Below are 22,861 nucleotides of genomic sequence, written 5' to 3'. Positions count from 1 at the left end.
GAACACCGGAAGCAGCCGCCAGAGGCTGTTTCCGAATTCGCCAGGCAGCGCCTGGCTGGCGCCGCCGGCAAATGCCGGCGGCGCGCAGGGCACATCCCGGTGCCATGGGCAGTGTTGCGCAGGGCGCAGTCTGTCATCGCTCGTGCACGTAAGTGCCGGGCGAAGCTTCACCGGCCGGGAAGGCCTTGTTGCCCAGGGTGAAGTTGGCTTTCCTGGTCTTGCCTGAGCGATCGCCTATCCATTGCTGCCAGTGCAGCCACCAGGAATCGGCATGCTTGGTGGCGTTATCCAGCCAGGCCTTCGGGTCCTCCGGCATTTCACTGCTGGTGGAGAAGCGCGCCTTGGGGTTGCCCGGCGGGTTGAGGATGCTCTGGATGTGGCCGCTGTTGGACAGCACGAACTCGCATTTGCCACCCAGCAGCCGCGCCGAGCGGTAGCAGGCTTCCCAGGGGGTGATGTGGTCGGTGGTGCCGGCCACGCAGTAGAAGTCGCAGGTGACCTGTTTGAGGTCGATGGGCGTGCCACAGACTTCCAGCGCGTTGGGACGGGTCAGCGGGTTGGTCTTGAACATTTCCACCAGCTCGCCGTGCAGCGCGGCAGGCAGGCGTGTGGTGTCGTTGTTCCAGTAGAGGATGTCGAAGGCCGGCGGCTCGTTGCCCAGCAGGTAGTTGTTGACCCAGTAGTTCCAGATCAGGTCGTTGGGGCGCATCCAGGCGAATACCTTGGCCATGTCCTTGCCCTCCAGCACGCCGGCCTGGTAGGAGCGGCGCTTGGCGGCTTCGAGGGTCTGCTCATCGGCGAACAGGGCGACCTGGGTATCGAGGTTGAAGTCCAGCACGCTGACCATCTGGGTGAAGGCGTTGACCTTGTTCTCGCCGATCGCCTGGTAGTGGCCGAGCAGGGCGACGGTGGTGATGCCGCCGGAGCACGCGCCGAGGATGTTGAGGTCCTTGGCGCCGGTGATCTTCAGGATGACGTCGATGGTTTCCTTGAGGGCATCGATGTAGGTGGACAGGCCCCACTCGCGTTGCGCCTTGGTCGGGTTGCGCCAGCTGACGATGAAGGTCTGCAGGCCGTTGCGCAGGCAGAAGCGTGCCAGGCTCTTTTCCGGCGACAGGTCGAATACGTAGAACTTGTTGATCTGCGGCGGTACCACCAGCAGCGGGCGCTCGTGCACGCTTTCGGTGATGGGCTTGAACTGGATCAGCTCCAGCACGTCATTGCGGTAGACCACCGCGCCTTCGGTGGTGGCGAGGTTCTTGCCGACCTCGAAGGCGTCCATGTTCACCTGGCTCGGCATGCCGCCGTTGTTCACCAGGTCCTTGGCCAGATGAGAAAGGCCGTCCAGCAGGCTCTTGCCGCCGGTTTCGAAGAAGCGCTTCACCGCAGCCGGGTTGGCCATGCTGTTGGTGGGTGCCATGGCCTCGGTCATCAGGTTGATGACGAAATGACCGCGGCTGGTGTCCTGTTCGGAGAGATTGCTGTGCTCTATCCACTGGTGCAGTTCCTTGCGCCAGGCGAGGTAGGTCTGCAGGTAACGCTTGTACAGCGGGTTCTGGCTCCAGGCAGGGTCACTGAAACGGCGGTCGTCGGCTTCGGGTTGCAGGCCGGATTGGCCGAGCACCACGTTCTTCAGTTCCAGGCCGAAATGGGCGACGTGTTTTGCACTGTGGAAAGGTTGCTTGATGGCTTGCAACAGCACCATCCGCGCTGAAGACAGCAGATCCTTGCCACGGATACCTATCACCGGATTGAGGTTCAAGGTGTTGTCCGAGGCTTGGCGCTGCAGGTCTTCATTGTTCTTGTTGCTCATCTACGACGCTCCATTGTCCTGAGTCGAACAGCGCCCTGGCGAAGCAGTGCGCCGACACGCTCGGGTTACCGGGAAGGCGAAGCGAACTTCGCGAATTTCTCTGTATCTGGCTGTGCCAAATGCATGGAACTTGCCAGAAATTGGTTACCTGAGTTTGTCAGTTTGCGCAAGCCGACCGCAGAGAGTTCGCTGCAGCGGGAGTATGTCGCGAGCATTTAGAAAATGCGCCCTAACCTTGGGCGGCAAGGGCTGGAATGGGGCGCGGCCTGCACCGCTTCAGAGCATGAGCTTGACGACGGATTCATCCGGGTCGCGGGAGCGGCCGGCGGCTGCAAGCTCCTGCAGATAGTCGTTCCACAGCTCTTCCTGTCGGGTGGCGAGCTGGTAGAGGTAGTCCCAGGTGAAGAGGCCGCTGTCGTGGCCGTCGTCGAAGGTCAATTTCAGGGCATAGTTGCCGGCCGGTTCCAGCCTGGTCAGGCCTACGTTCAGCTTGCCGTACTGGAGGATGGGCTTGCCGTGGCCCTGTACCTCCGCCGAAGGCGAGTGCACGCGCAGGAATTCGGCGGAGAGGGTGTAGCTTTCCTGCGGACCGTACTTCAGGGTCAGGGTCCTGGAGGCCTTGTGCAGTTCGATACCGCTGGGGATGCGCATTTCAGGGGTCTCCAAACCGATACAGCCGGCAGTTGCCGGCTGTATCCAGTGTGCGCCTGTCAGAGGATGTAGCGCGACAGGTCTTCGTCCTGGGCCAACTCGCCGAGGTGGCCGTTGACGTAGGCCGCGTCGATGAGGATCGGCTTCTCGTCGTGCTGCGCGGCGAGATCGCCGGCGCTGAAGGACACTTCTTCCAGCAGTCGCTCGATCAGTGTGTGCAGGCGGCGGGCACCAATGTTCTCGGTCTTCTCGTTCACCTGCCAGGCGATTTCGGCCAGGCGCTTGATACCGTCCTGGGCGAACTCGATGTTCAGGCCTTCGGTCTTCAGCAGCGCGCTGTACTGCTCGGTCAGCGAGGCGTGGGGCTCGGTCAGGATGCGCTCGAAGTCTTCCGGCGACAGGGCTTTCAGCTCGACGCGGATCGGCAGGCGGCCCTGCAGTTCCGGCACCAGGTCGCTGGGCTTGGACAGGTGGAAGGCACCGGAGGCGATGAACAGGATGTGGTCGGTCTTCACCATGCCCAGCTTGGTGTTCACGGTGCAGCCTTCGATCAGCGGCAGCAGGTCGCGCTGCACACCTTCACGGGAGACGTCGGCGCCGCCGACGTTGCCGCGCTTGGCCACCTTGTCGATCTCGTCGATGAAGACGATGCCGTTCTGCTCAACCGCTTCCAGGGCGGCGGCCTTCAGTTCTTCCTCATTGACCAGGCGTGCGGCTTCTTCGTCGCGCACCAGCTTCATGGCTTCCTTGACCTTCAGCTTGCGGGATTTGCGCTTGCCCTTGCCAAGGTTGGAGAAGAGGTTCTGCAGCTGGTTGGTCATTTCCTCCATGCCGGGCGGGGCCATGATTTCCACGCCAGCCGGGGATTCGGCCACTTCGATGTCGATTTCCTTGTCGTCCAGCTGGCCCTCGCGCAGGCGTTTGCGGAACAGCTGGCGGGTGTTGGAGTCCTCGCGCGGTTGCTCGTCGCCAAAGCCGGTGCGGGCCTGGGGCAGCAGGGCGTCGAGGATGCGCTCCTCGGCGGCGTCTTCGGCGCGGTAGCGCACGCGGTGCATTTCCTGCTCGCGCATCATCTTCACGGCGGCGTCGGCGAGGTCGCGGATGATGGACTCGACGTCGCGGCCGACGTAGCCCACCTCGGTGAACTTGGTGGCTTCGACCTTGATGAAGGGCGCGTTCGCCAGCTTGGCCAGGCGACGTGCGATCTCGGTCTTGCCGACACCGGTCGGGCCGATCATCAGGATGTTCTTCGGCGTCACCTCGGCGCGCAGTTCGGCTGGCAGCTGCATGCGGCGCCAGCGGTTGCGCAGGGCGATGGCGACGGCGCGCTTGGCGTCGTCCTGGCCAACGATGTGGCGGTTGAGTTCGTGGACGATTTCGCGGGGCGTCATGGACATGAAAATGGCTCCAATGCGGGACGGCTGCCTCACTCGGCGCTGTCCAGCTCCTCGATGGTCAGGTTCTGGTTGGTGAACACGCAGATGGAGCCGGCGATGTTCAGGGCGGTCTCGGCCACTTCGCGGGCGGACAGTTCGGTGTGTTGCAGCAGCGCCAGGGCAGCGGCCTGGGCGAAACCGCCGCCGGAGCCCATGGCGATCAGGCCGTGCTCGGGTTCCACCACGTCACCGTTGCCGGTGATGATCAGCGAGGCATCCTTGTTGGCCACGGCGAGCATGGCTTCCAGGCGGCTCAGGGAACGGTCGGTACGCCAGTCCTTGGCCAGCTCGACGGCGGCGCGGACAAGATGGCCCTGGTGCTTTTCCAGCTGCCCTTCGAAGCGTTCGAAGAGGGTGAAGGCATCGGCGGTGGCACCGGCGAAGCCGGCCAGGACCTGGCCGTGGTAGAGGCGGCGGACCTTGCGGGCGTTGCTCTTCATGACGGTGTTGCCGAGGGAAACCTGGCCGTCGCCGCCCATGACGACTTTGCCGTTGCGGCGGACTGAAACGATGGTGGTCAAGGGGAGAGTCTCCACGCAGCGGGGCGGAATGCCCGAATGGAAACTCAGATGGGGGGCCGTGCCCGGCTTTTCAACCAGGCGCGGACGATTGGCCGACTGTTGAATAACTGCCTGCGTTGCCGGTGCTTCGTCAGAACCTGGCTCAAAATGCTCATTTACAGCTCGTAAACTCTGCTTTTTCGCCTGCTTCTGCCTCGCACCGGCTGCCTCGCCGACGTTATTTCAACGAGTCGCCCGCAGCTCAACGGCTCTGGCGCTGCTGTAACAGCAGATTGCTGAAACCGCTGCCGGCCAGCTGCTTCTGCGCCGAGGCGAGTTGCTCGCGGTTGGCGAAGGGGCCGACCAGCACGCGGTACCAGGTTTCCTCGCGGACGGTCCCGGATTCCACCTGGACGTTCTGGCCGAGCAGGATGATCTGTGCACGCACCCGGTCGGCGTCGTCACGCTTGCGGAACGAACCGGCCTGGAGGAAGAACTGGTTGGTGACCGGCGCCTTGGCCACTACCGGCGGCGGGGGCGGCGTTTCGCCATTCAGCGCTGCCTGGGCACGGGCGGCGTCGATCTTGGCGGCCTCTTCCGGGGTGACCGGTTTCTGTTCCGGCTGCGTGGGCGGCGTCTCCTTCGGCACGGCTTCCGGCGGCACTATGACTTCCGACTCCGGCAGCAGGGTGTAGAAGTCGTACTTGGGTTTCGCCGGTTCCTGTGGCGGCGGTGTCGTCGGCCTGGCCTGGACCTTGCCGGTATCACTGCCGGCCTTGCCGCTGGCGGCACCGTTCGCGGCCTGCTCGGGCTTGGTCCGGCGCACTTCGTCGCGGCCCGGTTCGAGCTGGTTGAGGAACACCACGAAGCCACCGATGACCAGTCCGATGGCCAACCAGACCCAGCCGGGCACCGGTTTCTTGGCCGGCGCCTGGTAGCGGCTGGCCCCGCGCTTGGGTGCAGGTTTCTTCTTCGCCATAGTCCGTTACATGCGTTCCAGGGTTTGCAGGCCGAGGAGTTCCAGGCCTTGCTTGAGGGTGCGGCCGGTCAGCGCGGCGAGGCGCAGGCGGCTCTGCTGGGTGGCCTGGTCCTCGGCGGTGAGGATCGGGCAGTTCTCGTAGAAGCTGGAGAACAGGCCGGCCAGGTCGTAGAGGTAGGCGCAGAGGATGTGCGGTACGCCCTTCTCGGCCACATTGCCCAGGGTGTCGGCGAACTGCGCCAGCTTGGCGGCCAGGGCCTGCTCCTGCTCGGCGGCAAGGATGATCTGGCCGTCGATTTCGGAGAAGTCCAAGCCCCGCTTGCGGAACACGCTGGCTACGCGGGTGTAGGCGTAGAGCAGGTAGGGCGCGGTGTTGCCTTCGAAGCTCAGCATCAGCTCGAAGTTGAAGCTGTAGTCACTGGTGCGGTGCTTGGACAGGTCGGCGTACTTCACCGCGCCGATGCCCACGGCGCGGGCGATCTGGCGCAGCTCGGCCTCGTCCAGCTCGGGGTTCTTGCCCTTCACCAGGTCATAGGCGCGCTGCTCGGCTTCGTCCAGCAGGTCGATCAGTTTCACGGTGCCGCCGTCGCGGGTCTTGAAGGGCTTGCCGTCAGCGCCGTTCATGGTGCCGAAGCCCATGTGCTCCATTTCGAAGCTCGGCGGCACGAAGCCGGCCAGGCGCGCGGCGGCGAACACCATCTGGAAGTGCAGGGCCTGGCGCTGGTCGACGAAGTACAGCGCGCGATCGGCCTTGAGCACATTGGCGCGGTAGCGGGTGGCGGCCAGGTCGGTGGTGGCGTAGAGGTAACCGCCACCGGCCTTCTGTACGATCAGCGGCAGGGGGTTGCCCTCGGCGTTCTTGAACTCGTCCATGAACACGCACAGGGCACCGTCGCTTTCGGTGAGCAGGCCCTTGGCGCGCAGGTCGGTGATCACATTGGCCAGGTCGTCGTTGTAGGCGCTTTCGCCCTTCACGTCCGCCATGGTGAGCTTCACGCCCAGGCGGTCGTACACGGCCTGGCAGTGGCTCAGGGAAATGTCGTTGAAGCGGGTCCAGAGTTTCAGGCAATCGGGGTCGCCCGCCTGCAGCTTGACCACCAGCTCGCGGGCGCGGTCGGCGAACTCGGAGGATTCGTCGAAGCGCTTCTTCGCGGCGCGATAGAAGGATTCCAGGTCGGACAGTTCGGCGTCGCTGCCTACCGGCTGTTCCTGCATGTAGGCCAGCAGCATGCCGAACTGGGTGCCCCAGTCGCCCACGTGGTTCTGGCGGATCACGGTGTCGCCGAGGAATTCCAGTACGCGTGCCACGCCGTCACCGATGATGGTGGAGCGCAGGTGGCCGACGTGCATTTCCTTGGCCAGGTTCGGTGCCGACAGGTCAATGACGACGCGTTGCTGCGGGCCGTTCTTGCGCACGCCAAGGTGAGCGTCAGCCAGCGCAGCTTCCAGGCGCTGGGCCAGGGCCTGGGTGTTCTGGAAGAAGTTGAGGAAGCCCGGGCCGGCGATTTCCACCTTGGCTACCTGCTCGTCCTGGGGCAGGGCGGCAATGAGCTTCTCGGCCAGGTCGCGCGGTTTCATGCCGGCAGGTTTGGCCAGCATCATGGCAATGTTGCTGGCGAAGTCGCCGTGGCTCTTGTCCTTGGTGTTTTCCACCTGGATGGCCGGGCTGAGGCCCTCGGGCAGCACGCCCTCGCTGGCGAGACGGGTCAGGGCTTGCTGGATCAGCTGGCGAATGGTGTCTTTCATCTTCTGCTCTTCCGGCCGGCCCGGAGAGGGCTGGCGCTGGTTGAAAACTGTGCATTATCGGCGGGCTGCGGCTGCAGCTTCAAGTTTTAAGCGGCGAGCTGCAAGGGACTTTCTGTGATATCGGCCGGGCGGCGGTGGTCAGAACAGGTCTATTGGATCGACATCCAGCGACCAGCGTACCGCGCGGCCTCCGGGCAACTGCTCCAGCGCCTGGCTCCAGGGCGTCAGCAGGCGATGCAGGGGCGCGCGGGCATTGGCTTGCAACAGGAGCTGGGCACGATAGCGGCCGGCGCGGCGTTCCATGGGGGCGGGGACCGGTCCCAGTAATTCGACTCCGTTGAGGCCCATTTCGGCCAGTTGTTGTTCGGCTTCGGTGCAGGCGCTGTCGAGGAAATCCTCCGCCTGGCCCGGCTTGTGTGCCTCGGCGCGCAACAGCGCGAGATGAGCGAAGGGCGGCAGGCCGGCTGCACGTCGCTCGGAAAGGGCCTGATCGGCAAAGGCGAAGTAGCCCTGTTCGGTGAGCTGCACCAGCAGGGGATGCTCGGCCAGGTGGGTCTGGATGATCACCTTGCCCGGCTCCTCGGCGCGACCGGCCCGGCCCGCGACCTGGACGATGAGCTGGGCCATGCGTTCGCTGGCGCGGAAGTCGGCTGAGAACAGGCCGCCGTCGGCGTCGAGGATGGCCACCAGGGTCACGCGGGGAAAATGGTGCCCCTTGGCGAGCATCTGGGTGCCGACCAGGATGCAGGGTTCGCCGCGCTGGATGGTGGAGAACAGCTTGTCCATCGCGTCCTTGCGCGAGGTGCTGTCGCGGTCTATGCGCAGAACCTGGGTCTTGGGGAACAGGATCGCCAGGCGCTCTTCGGCGCGCTCGGTGCCGGCACCCACCGGACGCAGGTCGACCCGGCTGCAGTCGGGGCAGCAGGATGGCTGGCGCTGGGTGTGACCGCAATGGTGGCAGCGCAGCTCGTTGAAGCGCTGGTGCAGGGTCATGCGCGCGTCACAGCGCGGGCACTGGCTGATCCAGCCGCAGTCATGGCACAGCAGGGTCGGCGCGAAGCCGCGTCGGTTGAGGAATACTAGTACCTGCTGGCCCGCCGCCAGGGTCTGGGCGATGGCCTGTTGCAGCGGCATCGATATGCCGGAGTCCAGCGGCAGGCTCTTCACATCCAGGCGCAGGAAGCGCGGTTGCTTGGCGCCACCGGCGCGCTGGGTCAGGCGCAACAGGCCGTAGCGGCCGGCGTGGGCATTCTGCAGGCTTTCCAGCGAGGGTGTGGCCGAGCCCAGCAGGATCGGGATGTTCTCCTGGCGGGCACGTACCAGGGCCAGGTCGCGGGCGTGGTAGCGCAGGCCTTCCTGCTGCTTATAAGAAGCGTCGTGTTCCTCGTCGATGATGATCAGCCCCGGATTCTTCAGCGGCGTGAAGAGTGCCGAGCGGGTGCCGATGACGATGTCGGCCTCGCCATCGCGGGCGGCGAGCCAGGCGTCCAGGCGCTCGCGGTCGTTCACCGCCGAGTGGAGCAGGGCGATCCGCGCGTTGAAACGGCGGGAGAAGCGTTCGAGGGTCTGCGGACCGAGGTTGATCTCGGGGATCAGTACCAGTGCCTGTTTGCCGGCTTCGAGGGTCTGGCGGATCAGTTGCAGGTAGACCTCGGTCTTGCCGCTGCCGGTAACCCCGGCCAGGAGCAGGGCATTGAAGCTGCCGAAGGAAGCATGCACCGCGTCGAAGGCGGCGCGCTGCTCGGGGTTGAGCGGCAGCTCCGGCTGAGCCAGCAATGGACCGTGGCGGTCGCTGGGGACGTGGCGGCGTACTTCGACGCGGGCCAGACCCTTTTCCAGGAGGATGTCGAGACTGTCCTTGTTCAGCTGCAGTTGGCTGAGCAATTGGTGCGCGACACCATGGGGATGCTGCGCCAGGGTGGCCAGGGCCTGGCGCTGCCGCGGTGCGCGGGCCAGGCGCGGGTCGTCGAGGCTGGCGCCCGGGGCGACATGCCAGAATCGCTCCTGCCGGGCCTCCGCCGGTTCTCCCTGGCGTAGCAGCACCGGCAGGGCCCAGCTCAGGGTGTCGCCGAGGCTGTGCTGGTAGTACTGGGCGGTCCACAGGCAGAGCTTGAAGAGCGAGGGCGGCAGTGGCGGGCGGCTATCCAGCAGTTCCAGTGCCGGTTTGAGCTTGTCCGCGGGCACATCGCTCTTGTCCGTCACTTCCACCAGCACGCCGATGATCTCGCGTCGGCCGAACGGCACACGCAGGCGAACCCCCGGCTGCAGGGCGGCGCGAGGCACGCCGGCAGGCGCCCGGTAGTCGAACAGGCGGCGTAGCGGCGAGGGCAGGGCTAGGCGCAGGATGGGTGCGTCGGGCAAGCGGGCGGTCCCTTCGGAAAAGGCGCGATCTTAACATGGCCCAGCGCGACGGCCGGTGCGGCTGGCGGCTTGCAACGCACCCTCACTCTGGTATCATCCGCCGCCTGTTTCCGTGCGGTGCTCGACATAGGGTCGGGTGGCGGCACGCCAGACCTGAGGATCATGCAATGAAACCGGAAATCCATCCCGAGTACGTAGCGATCGAAGCTACCTGCAGCTGCGGCAACGTCATCAAGACCCGCTCCACCATCGGCAAGAACATCAGCCTCGACGTATGCTCCGAGTGCCACCCGTTCTACACCGGTAAGCAGAAGGTTCTGGACACCGGCGGCCGTATCGATCGCTTCAAGCAGCGTTTTGGCGTGTTCGGCGCCAAGTAAGAGCCGACACAGCCCGGGAAGGCCTGATGGCCAAGTCCCCGCTGACGAGAAAGGCGCCTCTGACAGGCGCCTTTTTCTTTTTCTGGCTTTTGAGTTTCTCCCTTCATGCCGCCTGCCCGCTTTCGGGCAACCTTCCTACCTATAAAGTCCGAAAAGTCGTCGATGGCGACACCTTGCGTCTGGTCGATGGACGAAGCGTTCGTCTGATTGGCCTGAACGCGCCCGAGTTGGCTCGCAAGGGGCGGTCGGATGAGCCCTACGCCGTAGCGGCGCACCGACGTCTGACCGAACTGGTGAAATCCAGTGGCGGGCGCGTTGGGCTGCGTCTCGGGCGCGAACCGAAAGACCACTACGGTCGCACCCTGGCTCACCTTTATGACAGTAGCGGGCGCAATCTCGAGGAGCGCTTGCTCGCCGAGGGGCTGGCGTTTCACATTGCCATCGCGCCTAACGCCGCGCTCAGCGGATGCCATGCCATTGCGGAGCGGGAGGCACGTCGTGCCGGACGGGGACTTTGGCGTCGACCTCCGTTGCAATCGCCGTGGCAGCTGCGCCGGGGCGGTTTTGCGCTGGTGCAGGGGCGCGTCGCCAGGGTCGAACGCAACCGTGGCGGGGTCTGGCTGCAGCTGGACGGGCCCCTGGTACTGCGTGTCGAACTGAAGCATCTGCGCCAGTTCGATGCCGCCACGTTGCAGCGACTGGAGGGGCGGCGAATAGAAGCGCGAGGCTGGGTAATTGACCGTGCACGCAGGGGCGGCGTAAATACGAGGAATCCCCGCTGGATGCTCCCCCTTACCCACAATGGAATGCTCGAGGTGATTCGATGAGATCCCCTGCGCTGGTCTTGGCGCTGCTGTTCGGTTCTTCCCTGCTGGCCGGTTGCGCGGTGAACCCCGCGACCGGCAAGACCAATTTCGTGATGATGAGCGAGCAGCAGGAGCTGGATCTCGGTCGCCAGTACAACCAGGAAATCGCCAAGCAGAACCCGCCCTATGCGGACGAAAAGCTGCAGGCCTACGTGCAGGAAGTGGGGCAGCGCGTCGCCAGTCACAGCCACCGCAGCAATATTGCCTACCACTTCACCGTGGTCGACTCGCCGGACATCAACGCCTTCGCCCTGCCGGGCGGCTACATCTATATCCATCGCGGCCTGCTGGCCTACCTGAACTCGGAAGCGGAACTCGCTGCGGTGCTGGGGCACGAGGTGGGTCACGTCACCGCACGGCACAGCGTGCAGCAGCAGAGTCAGTCCACTGCGTGGAACATCCTGGGGCAGGCGGTCGCCATCGGTACCGGCGTTGGCGCTGCAGCCGACCTGACCAACGTGCTGGGCACGGCCTTCGTTCGTGGCTATGGGCGTGACATGGAGCTGGAGGCGGACGGTCTGGGCGCCCAGTACCTGGCGCGCAGTGGCTATGACCCGCAGGCCATGATCGAAGTCGTGAAGGTGCTGAAGAACCAGGAAGAGTTCGCCCGCGACCAGGCTCGTCGCAAGGGGCAGACGGAGGCGCCGTCGGGCTACCACGGCGTATTCGATAGCCACCCGGACAACGACACGCGGCTGCAGCAGGTGGTCGGCCCGGCGAAGGCGCTGGCTGGCGGCAATCAGGTGGTGAACCGGGATGTCTTCCTCAAGCACCTGGAGGGGCTGCCTTTCGGCGACTCGGCTGAAACCGGGGTGCGCCGGGGTCAGGACTTCTATCACGCCGAACTCGATTTCACCCTTCACTTCCCCGATGGCTGGGGGATGGTCAATCGCGCTGATGCAGTGATTACCCACAGCGCCAACCAGCAGGCCTTCATCGCCATGACCCTGGATGGGCGCAAGCCGAACCTGGCTCCGGCAGGCTATCTGCGGCAAAAGGCCGGTGGTCAGCGGTTGGCCATGGAAGAGTCCCTGCAGCAGGCCGGGCTGCAAGGCGCCACTGCGGTCTTGCCGGGAAATCCGGCGCGCCGGGTGGCGGCCATCTACAAGGACGACAAGGCCTATCTGTTCGTCGGTGCGATTCGCAATGGGGCGTCCCTGGAAAGCGAGGACGACAAGTTCCTCTCGGTGATCCGTAGCTTCCGTCCAATGAAGAAGGAGGAGCGGGTCTTGGCCCAGCCGTTGCGTCTGCACCTGATCCAGGCGAAGTCCGGCCAGACGATCGCAAGCCTGGCCCGGGAGAGCAAATTGCCGGGCGCGCAAGCGGACCTGGAAAATCGTATCCGATTGTTGAATAATTTGTATCCAATCGGCGAGCCAAAGCCCGGAGATTGGCTAAAAGTCGTACGTTAGAGGGGTTGACGCCGGGTGACTGAACGGTCTTGTTAGCCCCATGCATCTTGCGTATGCTCGCCCGTCACGTCTGTCACAAGCAAAAAGCGGAAATGCCAAAATGTCTGATCTGAAAACGGCCGCTCTCGAATACCATGCCCAGCCCCGTCCCGGGAAACTCAGCGTCGAGCTGACCAAGCCGACCGCCACCGCCCGCGACCTGTCGCTGGCCTACAGCCCGGGCGTCGCCGAGCCGGTGCGCGAAATCGCGCGTGATCCGGAACTGGCTTTCAAGTACACCGGCAAGGGCAACCTGGTAGCGGTCATTTCCGACGGCACCGCGATCCTCGGCCTGGGCAACCTCGGCCCGCTGGCTTCCAAGCCGGTGATGGAAGGCAAGGGCGTGCTGTTCAAGCGTTTCGCCGGTATCGACGTATTCGACATCGAAGTGGACGCCGAAAGCCCGCAGGCATTCATCGACACCGTCAAGCGCATTTCCATCACCTTCGGCGGCATCAACCTCGAAGACATCAAGGCACCCGAGTGCTTCGAGATCGAGCGCACCCTGATCGAACAGTGCGACATCCCGGTCTTCCACGATGACCAGCATGGCACCGCCATCGTGACGGCCGCCGGCATGCTCAACGCCCTGGAAATCGCTGGCAAATCCCTGGCCGAAGCCAAGATCGTCTGCCTCGGCGCTGGCGCTGCTGCCATTTCCTGCATGAAGCTGCTGGTGAGCATGGGCGCCAAGGTCGAGAACATCTTCATGATCGATCGCAAGGGTGTGATCCATGCCGGTCGTGACGACCTGAACCAGTACAAGGCCGTTTTCGCTCACGAGACCGACAAGCGCACCCTGTCCGAGGCCCTCGACGGCGCGGACGTGTTCGTGGGCCTGTCCGGTGCCAACCTGCTGAGCCCGGAAGACCTCAATCGCATGGCGCCCAACCCGATCGTATTCGCCTGCTCCAACCCGGATCCGGAAATCAAGCCGGAGCTGGCGCACGAGACCCGCAACGACGTGATCATGGCCACCGGTCGTTCCGACTACCCGAACCAGGTCAACAACGTGCTGGGCTTCCCCTTCATCTTCCGCGGTGCCCTGGACGTACGCGCCACCCGCATCAACGAAGAAATGAAGATCGCCGCTGCGCTGGCCCTGCGCGATCTGGCCAAGCTGCCGGTGCCGCAGGACGTCTGCGACGCCTACGGTGTGGCTTCCCTGGAGTTCGGCCGTGAGTACATCATTCCGAAGCCCATGGACAAGCGCCTGATCACCGTCGTATCCGATGCCGTGGCCAAGGCCGCCATCGAGTCCGGCGTGGCAACCCTGCCGTATCCGAAGCACTATCCGCTGAAGTCGGTGGATGAAGTGTTCAACGGCTAAGCCGAGACGCAATGAAAAAGCCCCGCAATCGCGGGGCTTTTTCTTTTTGGGCGACTGTTCCTCAGAAGAGGTCGATGGGGGCGGCCTCGTCAGCCGGGAGCGGACTGCCGGGAATGGCCAGGCCTGGTTCCAGCTCGCTCATGGGCGGGGGGGTGTCCTCGCTCTTGAACAGCTCGAAGAAGGCATCGGGCGTTCCCGGGCTGGCGGCGCGGCCACTCAGCGGGTCGATACGCAGCGTCAACAGTCCGGCAGGCTCCGGCTGGACGTGGGCGGGTTTGTCCTTGAGCGCGGCGCCCATGTAGTTCATCCAGATGGGGAGTGCGACAGTGCCGCCGTATTCGTGGCGACCCAGGCTTTCCGGCTGGTCGAAGCCGACCCAGACGGTGGTGACGTAGTCAGCGTTGTAGCCGGAGAACCAGCTGTCCTTCGACTCGTTGGTGGTGCCGGTCTTGCCGGCGATGTCGCTGCGTCCCATGGACAGTGCGCGGCGACCGGTGCCGCGCTTGATCACATCCTGCAGCATGCTGTTGAGGATGTAGGTCGTGCGCGGGTCGACGATGCGTTCGGCGACGGCTGGTGTCTGGCTCTGGGGGGCCGAGGCGTCGGTGGAGGCGAGCAGGGTGTCCGGTGCTCCGCTGCCTTGCGCGATTTCGTTGGGCTGCGCCTCGTTCGCCGGAACCCTTGGCGGATTGGCGACGAACAGGGTTTTGCCGTCTCGGCTTTCGATGCGCTCGATCAGATAGGGCTGGACCTTGTAGCCGCCGTTGGCGAAGGTGCTCCAGCCGCCGGCGATTTCCAGCGGAGTGAGGTTGGCTGTACCGAGCGCCAGGGACAGGTTGCGCGGCAGATCGTCCTTGTTGAAGCCGAAGCGGCTGACGTAGTTCAGCGCATAGTCGATGCCGATGGCCTGCAGCACGCGGATCGACACCAGGTTGCGCGACTTGTACAGGGCTTCACGCAGGCGGATCGGGCCGAGGAAGGTATTGTTGTCATTCTTCGGGCGCCAGGCTTCTTCCATGCCGGCCTCCTGGAAGACGATGGGGGCGTCGTTCACCAGGCTGGCGGCGGTGAAGCCGTTGTCCAGGGCGGCGGCATAAAGGAAGGGCTTGAAGCTGGACCCTGGCTGCCGCTTGGCCTGGGCCGCGCGGTTGTAGTTGCTTTGCTCGAATGAGAAGCCGCCGACCAGTGCGCGGATGGCACCATCGTTCGGGTCCAGGGAGACCAGGGCGCTCTGCGCAGCCGGCAGCTGGACGAAGCGCAGGCTGCCGTCGGTCTGGCGCTGCACGCGGACCAGGTCGCCGACCTGGCTGACGTCGGCTGGCTGTTGCGGGCGCGGACCCAGGCTGTTGGTGTTCAGGAACGGGCGGGCCCACTTCATGCTGTCCCAGCTCACGGCCTCTTCCTGGCCGCTGCGGGTCAGGACCAGGATGCCGCTCTTCTCCACCTGGGTGACGATGGCCGGCTCCAGGCCACCAAGGGATTTCTGCTTGGCCAGTTCCTGCAGCCAGGTTTCCTTGGTCATGCCGGGCAAGCGGGTTTCCGGACCACGATAGCCGTGGCGCTGGTCGTACTCGATCAGGCCCTCGCGCAGCGAGGTATTGGCAGCTTGCTGAAGGTCGCTGGGTACCGTTGTGGTGACGCGGAAACCTTCGGTGTAGGCGTCGCTGCCGTAGCGGCCGACCATTTCGGCGCGGGCCATCTCGGCGATGTATGGGGCAGCCAGTTCCGGAGTGGGGACGTGGTAGCTGGCGTCGATCGGCTCATTGATCGCTTGCTGGTAACGGGCCTGATCGATTCGGCCCAACTTGTACATGCGGCCGAGAATCCAGTCGCGGCGCTCCTTGCTGCGGGTCGGGTTGACCAGCGGATTGAAGCGCGACGGCGCTTTGGGCAGGCCGGCAATCATGGCCATCTGAGCCAGGCTGATTTCGCGAATCGACTTGCCGTAATAGACCTGTGCGGCGGCCTCGATACCGTATGCGCGGTTACCGAGGTAGATCTTGTTCACATAAAGTTCAAGAATTTCGTCTTTGCTGAGTTCCCGCTCAATTTGCAGTGCAAGCAATATTTCATTGATCTTGCGGGAGAAACTTCTTTCGCTGGTGAGGAAGTAGTTTTTCGCCACCTGCATGGTGATGGTGCTGCCGCCCGTCTGGATGTGCCCGGTCTTCAATAATTGCGTGGCAGCGCGCATCAGGCTGGTGAGGTCGACGCCATAATGGTTGGCGAAATTGTCGTCCTCGGCAGCCAGTAGAGCCTGGATGAAATCCGGCGGAATGTCGGCGAAACGGACCGGAGAGCGGCGCATTTCGCCGAATTCTGCGATCAGTTTGCCGTCGCTGCTGTAGACGCGAAGCGGGATCTGGAGCTGGATCCGGCGCAGCGAGTCGACCGATGGAAGGCTGGGGCTAAGATAGAGGTAGGCGCCGCTGAAACTGAGCAGCAGGCCACAGAAGACGGCAACGAAGGACCACCAGAATAACTTCAGCAGGCGCATCAAGGCTTGTGGATTTCCAGGCAAAAGAATGAGTTAAGCGGAAGGTAATGATAAAAGGCAAAAGCCGATCACATTATAAGCGTTTTTTTTCCGGGGGAGCCATTTGCGCTTCTGTCAAGACTGCTATTTAATGTGGAAAAACATAAATCGTCCGTAAGTCTCGGACGCTGATAGGAAATCGGTCGTGCTAGGGCTCTTCAATAAGAAAGCGAATTCGCTGTTGGGGATCGACATCAGCTCGACCTCAGTCAAGCTCCTTGAATTGAGTCGCTCGGGAAGCCGCTTCAAAGTGGAGTCCTATGCCGTCGAGCCGCTCCCACCAAACGCGGTTGTCGAAAAGAACATCGCGGAGCTGGAGGGCGTCGGGCAGGCACTTTCCCGAGTAATCAGCAAGGCGCGTACCGGCGTCAAGGCCGCGGCAGTGGCTGTGGCCGGTTCGGCCGTGATCACCAAGACCATCGAAATGGAAGCCGGGCTCTCCGAAGACGATCTGGAGAACCAGCTGAAGATCGAGGCCGACCAGTACATTCCCTATCCGCTGGAAGAAGTCGCCATCGACTTCGAGGTGCAAGGTGCCTCGGCACGCAACCCGGAGCGGGTCGATGTGCTGCTCGCAGCCTGCCGAAAGGAGAACGTCGAGGTGCGCGAGGCCGCGCTCGCCCTGGCCGGACTTTCCGCCAAGGTGGTCGACGTCGAGGCCTACGCGCTGGAGCGCGCCTATTCGCTGCTTTCGGCACAGCTGGGCGATGCTCATGACGAGCTGACCGTCGCAGTCGTCGACATTGGCGCCACCATGACGACCCTCAGCGTGCTGCACAACGGCCGCACCATCTATACCCGCGAACAGCTCTTCGGTGGTCGTCAACTGACCGAGGAGATCCAGCGTCGCTATGGTCTTTCCGTTGAAGAAGCTGGTCTCGCCAAGAAACAGGGCGGTCTTCCGGATGACTACGACAGCGAGGTTCTGCAACCGTTCAAGGATGCTGTAGTCCAGCAGGTTTCCCGTTCGCTGCAGTTCTTCTTCGCAGCCGGCCAGTTCAATGATGTGGATTACATCCTCCTGGCAGGCGGCACGGCTTCGATCCCGGATCTCGATCGCCTGATCCAGCAGAAGATCGGTACACCGACCTTGGTTGCCAATCCCTTCGCCGATATGGCGCTGAGCAGCAAGGTCAATGCTGGTGCGCTGGCTAGCGATGCGCCTGCCCTGATGATTGCGTGTGGCTTGGCGATGAGGAGTTTCGACTGATGGCGCGCATCAACCTACTCCCCTGGCGCGAGCAGCTTCGCGAGGAGCGCAAACAGCGTTTCCTGGTGGCGATGGGAGCCATTCTGGCCCTGGGCGCCGGCGCGGTATTTCTGGGTGACCAGTACCTGAACAGCGCCATCGAGAATCAGCAGGCGCGTAACGACTTCGTTCGCAAGGAAATTGCCGTCCTGGACGCCAGGATCAAGGAGATCAGTGAGCTGAAGACCCGTCGTCAGCAGCTGCTCGAGCGTATGAAGATCATCCAGGACCTGCAGGGCAACCGGCCGATCATCGGTCGTGTATTCGACCAGCTCGTGCGCACTCTGCCCGACGGCGTCTTCTTCACCGGTGTGAAAATGGCTGGCAAGAGCATCGCCATCGTCGGTGCCGCCGAGTCGAACAACCGGGTCTCCAACCTGATGCGCAACCTGGATGCTTCGGAATGGCTGGTGTCGCCCAATCTCACCGAGGTCAAGGCGGTGACCGCGGGGGCCGTCGATCAGGCCAACGTATTCCAGTTGACCGTGCAGCAGACGCAGCCAGGTTCCGAAGAGCAGAACGGCAAGAACGCTGCAGCCACTACAGGAGCCGCGAAATGAGTTTCTCCGACTCCCTTGAAAGCCTGCGCAAGATCGACCTTGCCGACCTGGACGTCAACAACCTGGGTTCCTGGCCCATTGCGGTCAAGGTCATCACTTGCGTGTTGCTGCTGATCCTCGTACTGGTGCTGGGGTACAACTTCCATCTCAAGGACCTCGAACTCCAGCTGGACTCGAAGCGTGCTGAAGAGGCGACCCTGAAGGAGCAGTTTGCCTCGAAGGCGTTCCAGGCCGCGAACCTCGAAGCCTACAAGGAACAGATGAAGGAGATGGAAACCTCCTTCGGTGCGCTGTTGCGTCAGTTGCCCAGCGACACCGAGGTGCCGGGCTTGCTGGAAGACATCACCCGTACCGGTCTGGGCAGCGGTCTCGAATTCGAAGAGATCAAGCTGCTGCCGGAAGTCACCCAGCAGTTCTACATCGAGCTGCCGATCCAGATATCCGTGGTGGGTGGCTATCACGACCTGGCGACCTTCGTCAGTGGCGTCGCCAGCCTGCCGCGGATCGTGACCCTGCATGATTTCGAGATCAAGCCGCTTTCCAATGAGAGTGGCTCCAAGCTGCGCATGTCGATTCTTGCCAAGACCTACCGCTACAACGACAAGGGGCTGCAGAAATGAGTAGTCCTCGCGCCCGCCTGGCGCTCTGTGCCCTGATGCTTCTCGGTCTGTCCGGCTGCGGTGTCGGTGACGACTTCAGCGACCTGCAGGCCTATATGGACGAGGTTCGCGCCCGTCCGAAGGGTTCCATCGAACCCTTGCCGAAATTTCAGCCATACGAAGCCTTCACCTACAGCGCGGCCGCATTGCGCAGTCCCTTCCAGCCGCCGATCAAGATCGATCTGGCCAAGCAACAGAAGGGTTCGAAGGATGTTCACCCGGATGAGACTCGGGTCAAACAGTTCCTCGAAGGGTTCAATATCGAGTCCTTCGAAATGGTGGGAACCCTGTCCAATGGTTCGGGGAGCTTTGCCTTGATCAGTGGCGCTGGAGGGGTGCATCGGGTCAAGGTGGGGGACTATCTGGGGCGCAACCATGGGAAGGTCGTCGGCATCGACGAGTCCAAGGTCGACGTGATCGAGATTGTCCCGGACGGGGAAGGCGGATGGCTGGAGCGTCCGCGGAGTCTCGCGCTCAGGGAGCGCTCTTGAGGGCGAGGTTAATCACCGATGAAGAATAATTACCGGTCTGCACAACGGAACCAGATGATGAAAAGCTCGCTATCGCGCCTTGGTATCACGCTATTGGCCGCCCTGATGTCACCTGCGCTGCTGGCGGCGAACCTGCAGGGGCTGGATGTTGCGGCCCTGCCGGGCGACAGGGTCGAACTCAAACTGGCCTTCGACGAGCCGGTGGTAGCTCCTCGCGGCTACACCATCGAGCAGCCAGCACGCATTGCTCTGGACCTGCCGGGCGTGTCCAACAAGCTGGGTTCGAAGAATCGGGAGCTGGGCGTGGGCAATGCCCGCAGCGTGACCGTGGTGGAAGCCAAGGACCGCACTCGCCTGATCATCAATCTGTCCACGCTCGTGCCCTACAGTACCCGCGTAGATGGCCGAAACCTCTATGTGCTGGTGGGGGACTCCGCATCTGCGCCGGCAGCCCCGCGTCAGGTTACTGCGGCCCCGGCGCCCGCCCCGGCCGCCGCACAACTGGCCGCCTCGCAGCCGGTCAAGAGCTACGCCCGTGCCGGTCGGAGCATCGAAAACATCGACTTCCAGCGTGGTGATCAGGGTGAGGGCAATGTGGTGATCACCTTGTCCGATCCCAGCGTCAGCCCGGACATCCAGGAGCAAGGCGGCAAGATCCGTCTGGCCTTCCCCAAGACCCAGTTGCCTGAGCCGCTGCGCGTTCGCCTGGACGTTAAGGACTTCGCTACGCCGGTGCAATTCGTAAGCGCGTCGGGTGCCGGCAACGACGCCAGCATCAGCATCGAACCCACCGGCTATTACGACTACCTGGCCTATCAGACCGACAACAAGCTGACCGTCAGCATCAAGCCGCTGACGCAGGAAGATGTGGAGAAGCGCAAGACCGAGCGTTTCGCCTATTCCGGCGAGAAGCTGTCGTTGAACTTCCAGGACATCGATGTGCGCTCGGTGCTGCAACTGATCGCCGACTTCACCGACCTCAACCTGGTGGCCTCGGATACCGTACAAGGCAACATCACCCTGCGCCTGCAGAACGTGCCCTGGGACCAGGCACTGGATCTGGTGCTGAAGACCAAAGGCCTGGACAAGCGCAAGGTAGGTAACGTGCTGCTGGTCGCGCCGGCTGATGAGATCGCCGCCCGTGAGCGCCAGGAGCTGGAGTCGCAGAAGCAGATTGCCGAACTGGCCCCTCTGCGCCGCGAGCTGATCCAGGTGAACTACGCCAAGGCTGCCGACATCGCCAAGCTGTTCCAATCCGTCACCAGCGGGGACCCGAGCGCTGCCGGTGCCGATGAGCGCGGTTCCATCACGGTAGACGACCGTACCAACAGCATCATCGCCTACCAGACCGAAGATAAGCTGGATGAGCTGCGTCGCATCGTTACCCAGCTGGATATCCCGGTTCGCCAGGTAATGATCGAAGCGCGTATCGTCGAAGCCAACGTCGATTACGACAAGGCCCTGGGCGTGAACTGGCGTGGTGCGAGCATCGGCGACAACAACTTCGTCGTTGGTGGCGGTGGTCTCGGTCGTCCGGCCGCCAACCAGGCGGGCAATGTCAACCTGGCCAACGCCCCCTTCGTCGATCTCGGCGCTGACAGCGCGACGTCCAGCATCGGCATCGGCTTCATTACCGACAACACCATCCTGGACCTCGAGCTGTCGGCGATGGAGAAGACCGGTAACGGCGAGATCGTATCGCAGCCCAAGGTGGTCACCTCCGACAAGGAAACCGCCAAGATCCTCAAAGGCCAGGAAGTGCCCTACCAGGAAGCCAGCTCCAGCGGTGCCACCAGCACCTCGTTCAAGGAGGCGGCCCTGTCCCTGGAAGTCACTCCCCAGATCACGCCTGACAACCGCATCATCATGGAAGTGAAGGTGACCAAGGATGCGCCGGACTTCGCCAACGCCCTGAACGGAGTACCGCCGATCAACAAGAACGAGGTCAACGCCAAGGTGCTGGTCAATGATGGTGAAACCATTGTCATAGGTGGGGTATTCTCCAACACCCAAACCAAGGCGGTGGACAAGGTGCCCTTCCTCGGCGACCTTCCCTTCCTCGGCCGCATGTTCCGTCGCGACGTGGTTCAGGACAAGAAAGCCGAGCTCCTGGTATTCCTCACTCCCCGCATCATGAACAATCAGGCCATTGCGGTGAGTCGCTGATATCGGTGCGTAATTTGATTCTGATCGGCCCGATGGGAGCTGGGAAAAGCACCATCGGGCGTTTGCTTGCCAAAGAACTGCGTCTTCCCTTCAAGGACTCCGATAAGGAAATCGAACAGCGCACCGGCGCGGATATCCCCTGGATATTCGATGTCGAGGGTGAGCAGGGCTTCCGTGATCGCGAACAGGCGATGATCGAGGAACTCTGCGGCCACGACGGCGTCGTGCTGGCGACCGGTGGCGGCGCGGTTCTGCGTCCGGCCAATCGTCAGGCATTGCGTGGCGGTGGTCGCGTCGTCTATCTGCACACGTCGGTGGAGCAGCAGATCGAGCGCACCTCGCGTGACCGCAATCGGCCGCTGTTGCGGTCGGCCGACCCGGGGAAAGTCCTGCGTGACCTGATGGCAATCCGCGATCCGCTTTACCGCGAGATCGCCGACATCATCATCGAAACCGACGAGCGGCCGCCGCGCATGGTGGTGCAAGAAATACTGGCGCGCCTACAGGCATTGCCGCCCCGTTAAAGCGCGGGCGGAACTGCGCTATCCTTTAGCCCTTTTTATGACGGGGGCCCCATGCGGACACTTCAGGTCGATCTTGGCGAGCGTAGCTATCCCATTCATATAGGTTCCGGCCTGCTGTCGCGGCCGGAGCTCTTCACGCCGCATATCGCCGGTAAGCAGGTGGCCATCGTCACCAACGAGACCGTGGCGCCCCTGTATCTCGAAACGCTGACCCGGACGCTGCAGGGCTACTCGGTTCTGCCGGTGGTGCTGCCCGATGGCGAGGCCCACAAGAACTGGGAAACCCTGCAGCTGATCTTCGACGCCCTGCTGGGGGCTCGTCATGATCGCCGTACTACCGTCATCGCCCTGGGTGGCGGAGTGATCGGTGACATGGCAGGCTTTGCCGCGGCCTGTTACCAGCGTGGTGTGGACTTCATCCAGGTGCCTACCACCCTGTTGTCCCAGGTGGATTCCTCGGTCGGTGGCAAGACCGGGATCAACCATCCGCTGGGCAAGAACATGGTGGGTGCCTTCTACCAGCCCAAGGCGGTGATCATCGATACCGATAGCCTGCGCACCCTGCCGGAGCGCGAGCTCTCCGCCGGCCTTGCGGAAGTGATCAAGTACGGCCTGATCTGCGATGAGCCCTTCCTGCCCTGGCTGGCCGAGAAGATGCCGGCCATGCGTGGTCTCGACGCCGGTGCCCTGACCGAAGCCATCGAGCGTTCCTGTGCGGCCAAGGCGCGCGTTGTCGGGGTGGACGAGCGCGAATCCGGTCTGCGCGCCATCCTCAATCTGGGCCATACCTTCGGCCACGCCATCGAGACCCAAATGGGCTACGGCGCCTGGCTACACGGCGAGGCGGTATCGGCGGGTACCGTCATGGCCCTCGAAATGTCCAGCCGCCTCGGCTGGATTTCAACCGACGAGCGCGACGCGGCGATTCGCCTGCTGCGCAGCGCCGGCTTGCCGGTCGTGCCGCCAGCGGACATGACTCCGGAACATTTCCTCCAGCACATGGCCGTAGACAAGAAGGTGCTCGACGGTCAATTGCGTCTGGTGCTGCTGCGCCGGATTGGCGAGGCCGTCGTGACTGCCGACTATCCGCGCGACGTGCTGGAGGCCACCCTGGCCGCTGACTATCGCGCCCTGGCCGACCAGCTTGGAGAGTAAGGAATTCC

At 63.3% G+C, this 22,861-nt stretch carries 19 protein-coding genes; 11 read left to right on the top strand and 8 right to left on the bottom strand.

From position 1 onward, the window contains the following. Nucleotides 1–133: 133 nt before the first annotated feature. The 7 genes from phaC to FXN65_RS25845 all read right to left on the bottom strand — a co-directional run bounded on the left by phaC (nucleotide 134) and on the right by FXN65_RS25845 (nucleotide 9,486). The gene (phaC, locus tag FXN65_RS25875) at nucleotides 134–1,813 is read right to left on the bottom strand and encodes a class II poly(R)-hydroxyalkanoic acid synthase (protein ID WP_151137821.1); all 1,680 of its coding nucleotides are present in this window, start codon (nucleotides 1,811–1,813) and stop codon (nucleotides 134–136) included. A 276-nt stretch (nucleotides 1,814–2,089) separates the two neighbouring features. After that, nucleotides 2,090–2,464 carry a gamma-butyrobetaine hydroxylase-like domain-containing protein gene (locus FXN65_RS25870; RefSeq protein ID WP_151137818.1) on the bottom strand — a complete coding sequence of 125 codons (375 nt, stop codon included), beginning with the start codon at nucleotides 2,462–2,464 and terminating at the stop codon, nucleotides 2,090–2,092. Between the two features lie 59 nt (nucleotides 2,465–2,523). Continuing rightward, nucleotides 2,524–3,861, bottom strand: coding sequence for an ATP-dependent protease ATPase subunit HslU (hslU, locus tag FXN65_RS25865; RefSeq protein ID WP_151137814.1), 1,338 nt, complete (start codon nucleotides 3,859–3,861; stop codon nucleotides 2,524–2,526). A gap of 29 nt (nucleotides 3,862–3,890) precedes the next feature. Next, nucleotides 3,891–4,421: an ATP-dependent protease subunit HslV gene (gene hslV, locus FXN65_RS25860; protein WP_044870821.1), complete on the bottom strand. Its 531-nt coding sequence runs from the start codon at nucleotides 4,419–4,421 to the stop codon at nucleotides 3,891–3,893. Nucleotides 4,422–4,662: 241 nt separating this feature from the next. After that, the gene (locus FXN65_RS25855) at nucleotides 4,663–5,379 is read right to left on the bottom strand and encodes an SPOR domain-containing protein (RefSeq protein ID WP_151137813.1); all 717 of its coding nucleotides are present in this window, start codon (nucleotides 5,377–5,379) and stop codon (nucleotides 4,663–4,665) included. 6 nt (nucleotides 5,380–5,385) lie between these two features. Next, the gene (argS, locus tag FXN65_RS25850; protein WP_151137810.1) at nucleotides 5,386–7,125 is read right to left on the bottom strand and encodes an arginine--tRNA ligase; all 1,740 of its coding nucleotides are present in this window, start codon (nucleotides 7,123–7,125) and stop codon (nucleotides 5,386–5,388) included. 138 nt (nucleotides 7,126–7,263) lie between these two features. Next, on the bottom strand, nucleotides 7,264–9,486 hold the full coding sequence (locus tag FXN65_RS25845; protein WP_151137807.1) for a primosomal protein N': 2,223 nt from the start codon (nucleotides 9,484–9,486) through the stop codon (nucleotides 7,264–7,266). Between the two features lie 167 nt (nucleotides 9,487–9,653). Here FXN65_RS25845 and rpmE point away from each other — a divergent pair, with 167 nt between their 5' ends. The 4 genes from rpmE (at nucleotide 9,654) to FXN65_RS25825 (ending at nucleotide 13,513) form a co-directional block, all read left to right on the top strand. Continuing rightward, complete coding sequence (rpmE, locus tag FXN65_RS25840) at nucleotides 9,654–9,866, top strand: 50S ribosomal protein L31 (RefSeq protein WP_016495128.1); 213 nt, start codon at nucleotides 9,654–9,656, stop codon at nucleotides 9,864–9,866. A gap of 26 nt (nucleotides 9,867–9,892) precedes the next feature. Further along, a complete protein-coding gene (locus tag FXN65_RS25835) occupies nucleotides 9,893–10,693 on the top strand; it encodes a thermonuclease family protein (protein WP_151137805.1) in 801 nt (266 codons plus the stop codon). After that, nucleotides 10,690–12,144: a M48 family metalloprotease gene (locus FXN65_RS25830; RefSeq protein WP_151137802.1), complete on the top strand. Its 1,455-nt coding sequence runs from the start codon at nucleotides 10,690–10,692 to the stop codon at nucleotides 12,142–12,144. Before FXN65_RS25835 ends, FXN65_RS25830 begins: the two co-directional genes overlap by 4 nt. Nucleotides 12,145–12,244: 100 nt before the next feature. After that, the gene (locus FXN65_RS25825) at nucleotides 12,245–13,513 is read left to right on the top strand and encodes a malic enzyme-like NAD(P)-binding protein (protein WP_151137799.1); all 1,269 of its coding nucleotides are present in this window, start codon (nucleotides 12,245–12,247) and stop codon (nucleotides 13,511–13,513) included. 61 nt (nucleotides 13,514–13,574) lie between these two features. On the opposite strand, the gene FXN65_RS25820 is transcribed toward FXN65_RS25825, so the two are convergent. Further along, nucleotides 13,575–16,013, bottom strand: coding sequence for a penicillin-binding protein 1A (locus FXN65_RS25820; protein ID WP_151137796.1), 2,439 nt, complete (start codon nucleotides 16,011–16,013; stop codon nucleotides 13,575–13,577). 181 nt (nucleotides 16,014–16,194) lie between these two features. Here FXN65_RS25820 and FXN65_RS25815 point away from each other — a divergent pair, with 181 nt between their 5' ends. The 7 genes from FXN65_RS25815 to aroB are packed head-to-tail and all read left to right on the top strand — an operon-like array spanning nucleotide 16,195 to nucleotide 22,853. Then, a complete protein-coding gene (locus tag FXN65_RS25815) occupies nucleotides 16,195–17,259 on the top strand; it encodes a pilus assembly protein PilM (protein WP_151137793.1) in 1,065 nt (354 codons plus the stop codon). After that, nucleotides 17,259–17,858 (top strand): PilN domain-containing protein, encoded by a 600-nt coding sequence (locus FXN65_RS25810; RefSeq protein ID WP_151137791.1) that lies wholly within the window; start codon nucleotides 17,259–17,261, stop codon nucleotides 17,856–17,858. The genes FXN65_RS25815 and FXN65_RS25810 overlap by 1 nt, the downstream gene beginning before the upstream one ends. Continuing rightward, nucleotides 17,855–18,478 carry a type 4a pilus biogenesis protein PilO gene (gene pilO, locus FXN65_RS25805; RefSeq protein ID WP_151137788.1) on the top strand — a complete coding sequence of 208 codons (624 nt, stop codon included), beginning with the start codon at nucleotides 17,855–17,857 and terminating at the stop codon, nucleotides 18,476–18,478. The genes FXN65_RS25810 and pilO overlap by 4 nt, the downstream gene beginning before the upstream one ends. Next, a complete protein-coding gene (pilP, locus tag FXN65_RS25800) occupies nucleotides 18,475–19,008 on the top strand; it encodes a type 4a pilus biogenesis lipoprotein PilP (protein WP_151137785.1) in 534 nt (177 codons plus the stop codon). The genes pilO and pilP overlap by 4 nt, the downstream gene beginning before the upstream one ends. A 57-nt stretch (nucleotides 19,009–19,065) precedes the next feature. Continuing rightward, the gene (pilQ, locus tag FXN65_RS25795) at nucleotides 19,066–21,174 is read left to right on the top strand and encodes a type IV pilus secretin PilQ (protein ID WP_151137783.1); all 2,109 of its coding nucleotides are present in this window, start codon (nucleotides 19,066–19,068) and stop codon (nucleotides 21,172–21,174) included. Between the two features lie 5 nt (nucleotides 21,175–21,179). Then, complete coding sequence (gene aroK, locus FXN65_RS25790; RefSeq protein ID WP_151137780.1) at nucleotides 21,180–21,698, top strand: shikimate kinase AroK; 519 nt, start codon at nucleotides 21,180–21,182, stop codon at nucleotides 21,696–21,698. A 51-nt stretch (nucleotides 21,699–21,749) separates the two neighbouring features. Beyond that, complete coding sequence (gene aroB, locus FXN65_RS25785) at nucleotides 21,750–22,853, top strand: 3-dehydroquinate synthase (RefSeq protein WP_151137777.1); 1,104 nt, start codon at nucleotides 21,750–21,752, stop codon at nucleotides 22,851–22,853. Nucleotides 22,854–22,861: the final 8 nt, after the last annotated feature.

Source organism: Pseudomonas lalkuanensis (assembly GCF_008807375.1).
Classification (GTDB): domain Bacteria; phylum Pseudomonadota; class Gammaproteobacteria; order Pseudomonadales; family Pseudomonadaceae; genus Metapseudomonas; species Metapseudomonas lalkuanensis.
The sequence above is the reverse complement of the archived record's forward strand: the minus strand, read 5'-3'. Positions and strand labels throughout refer to the sequence as shown.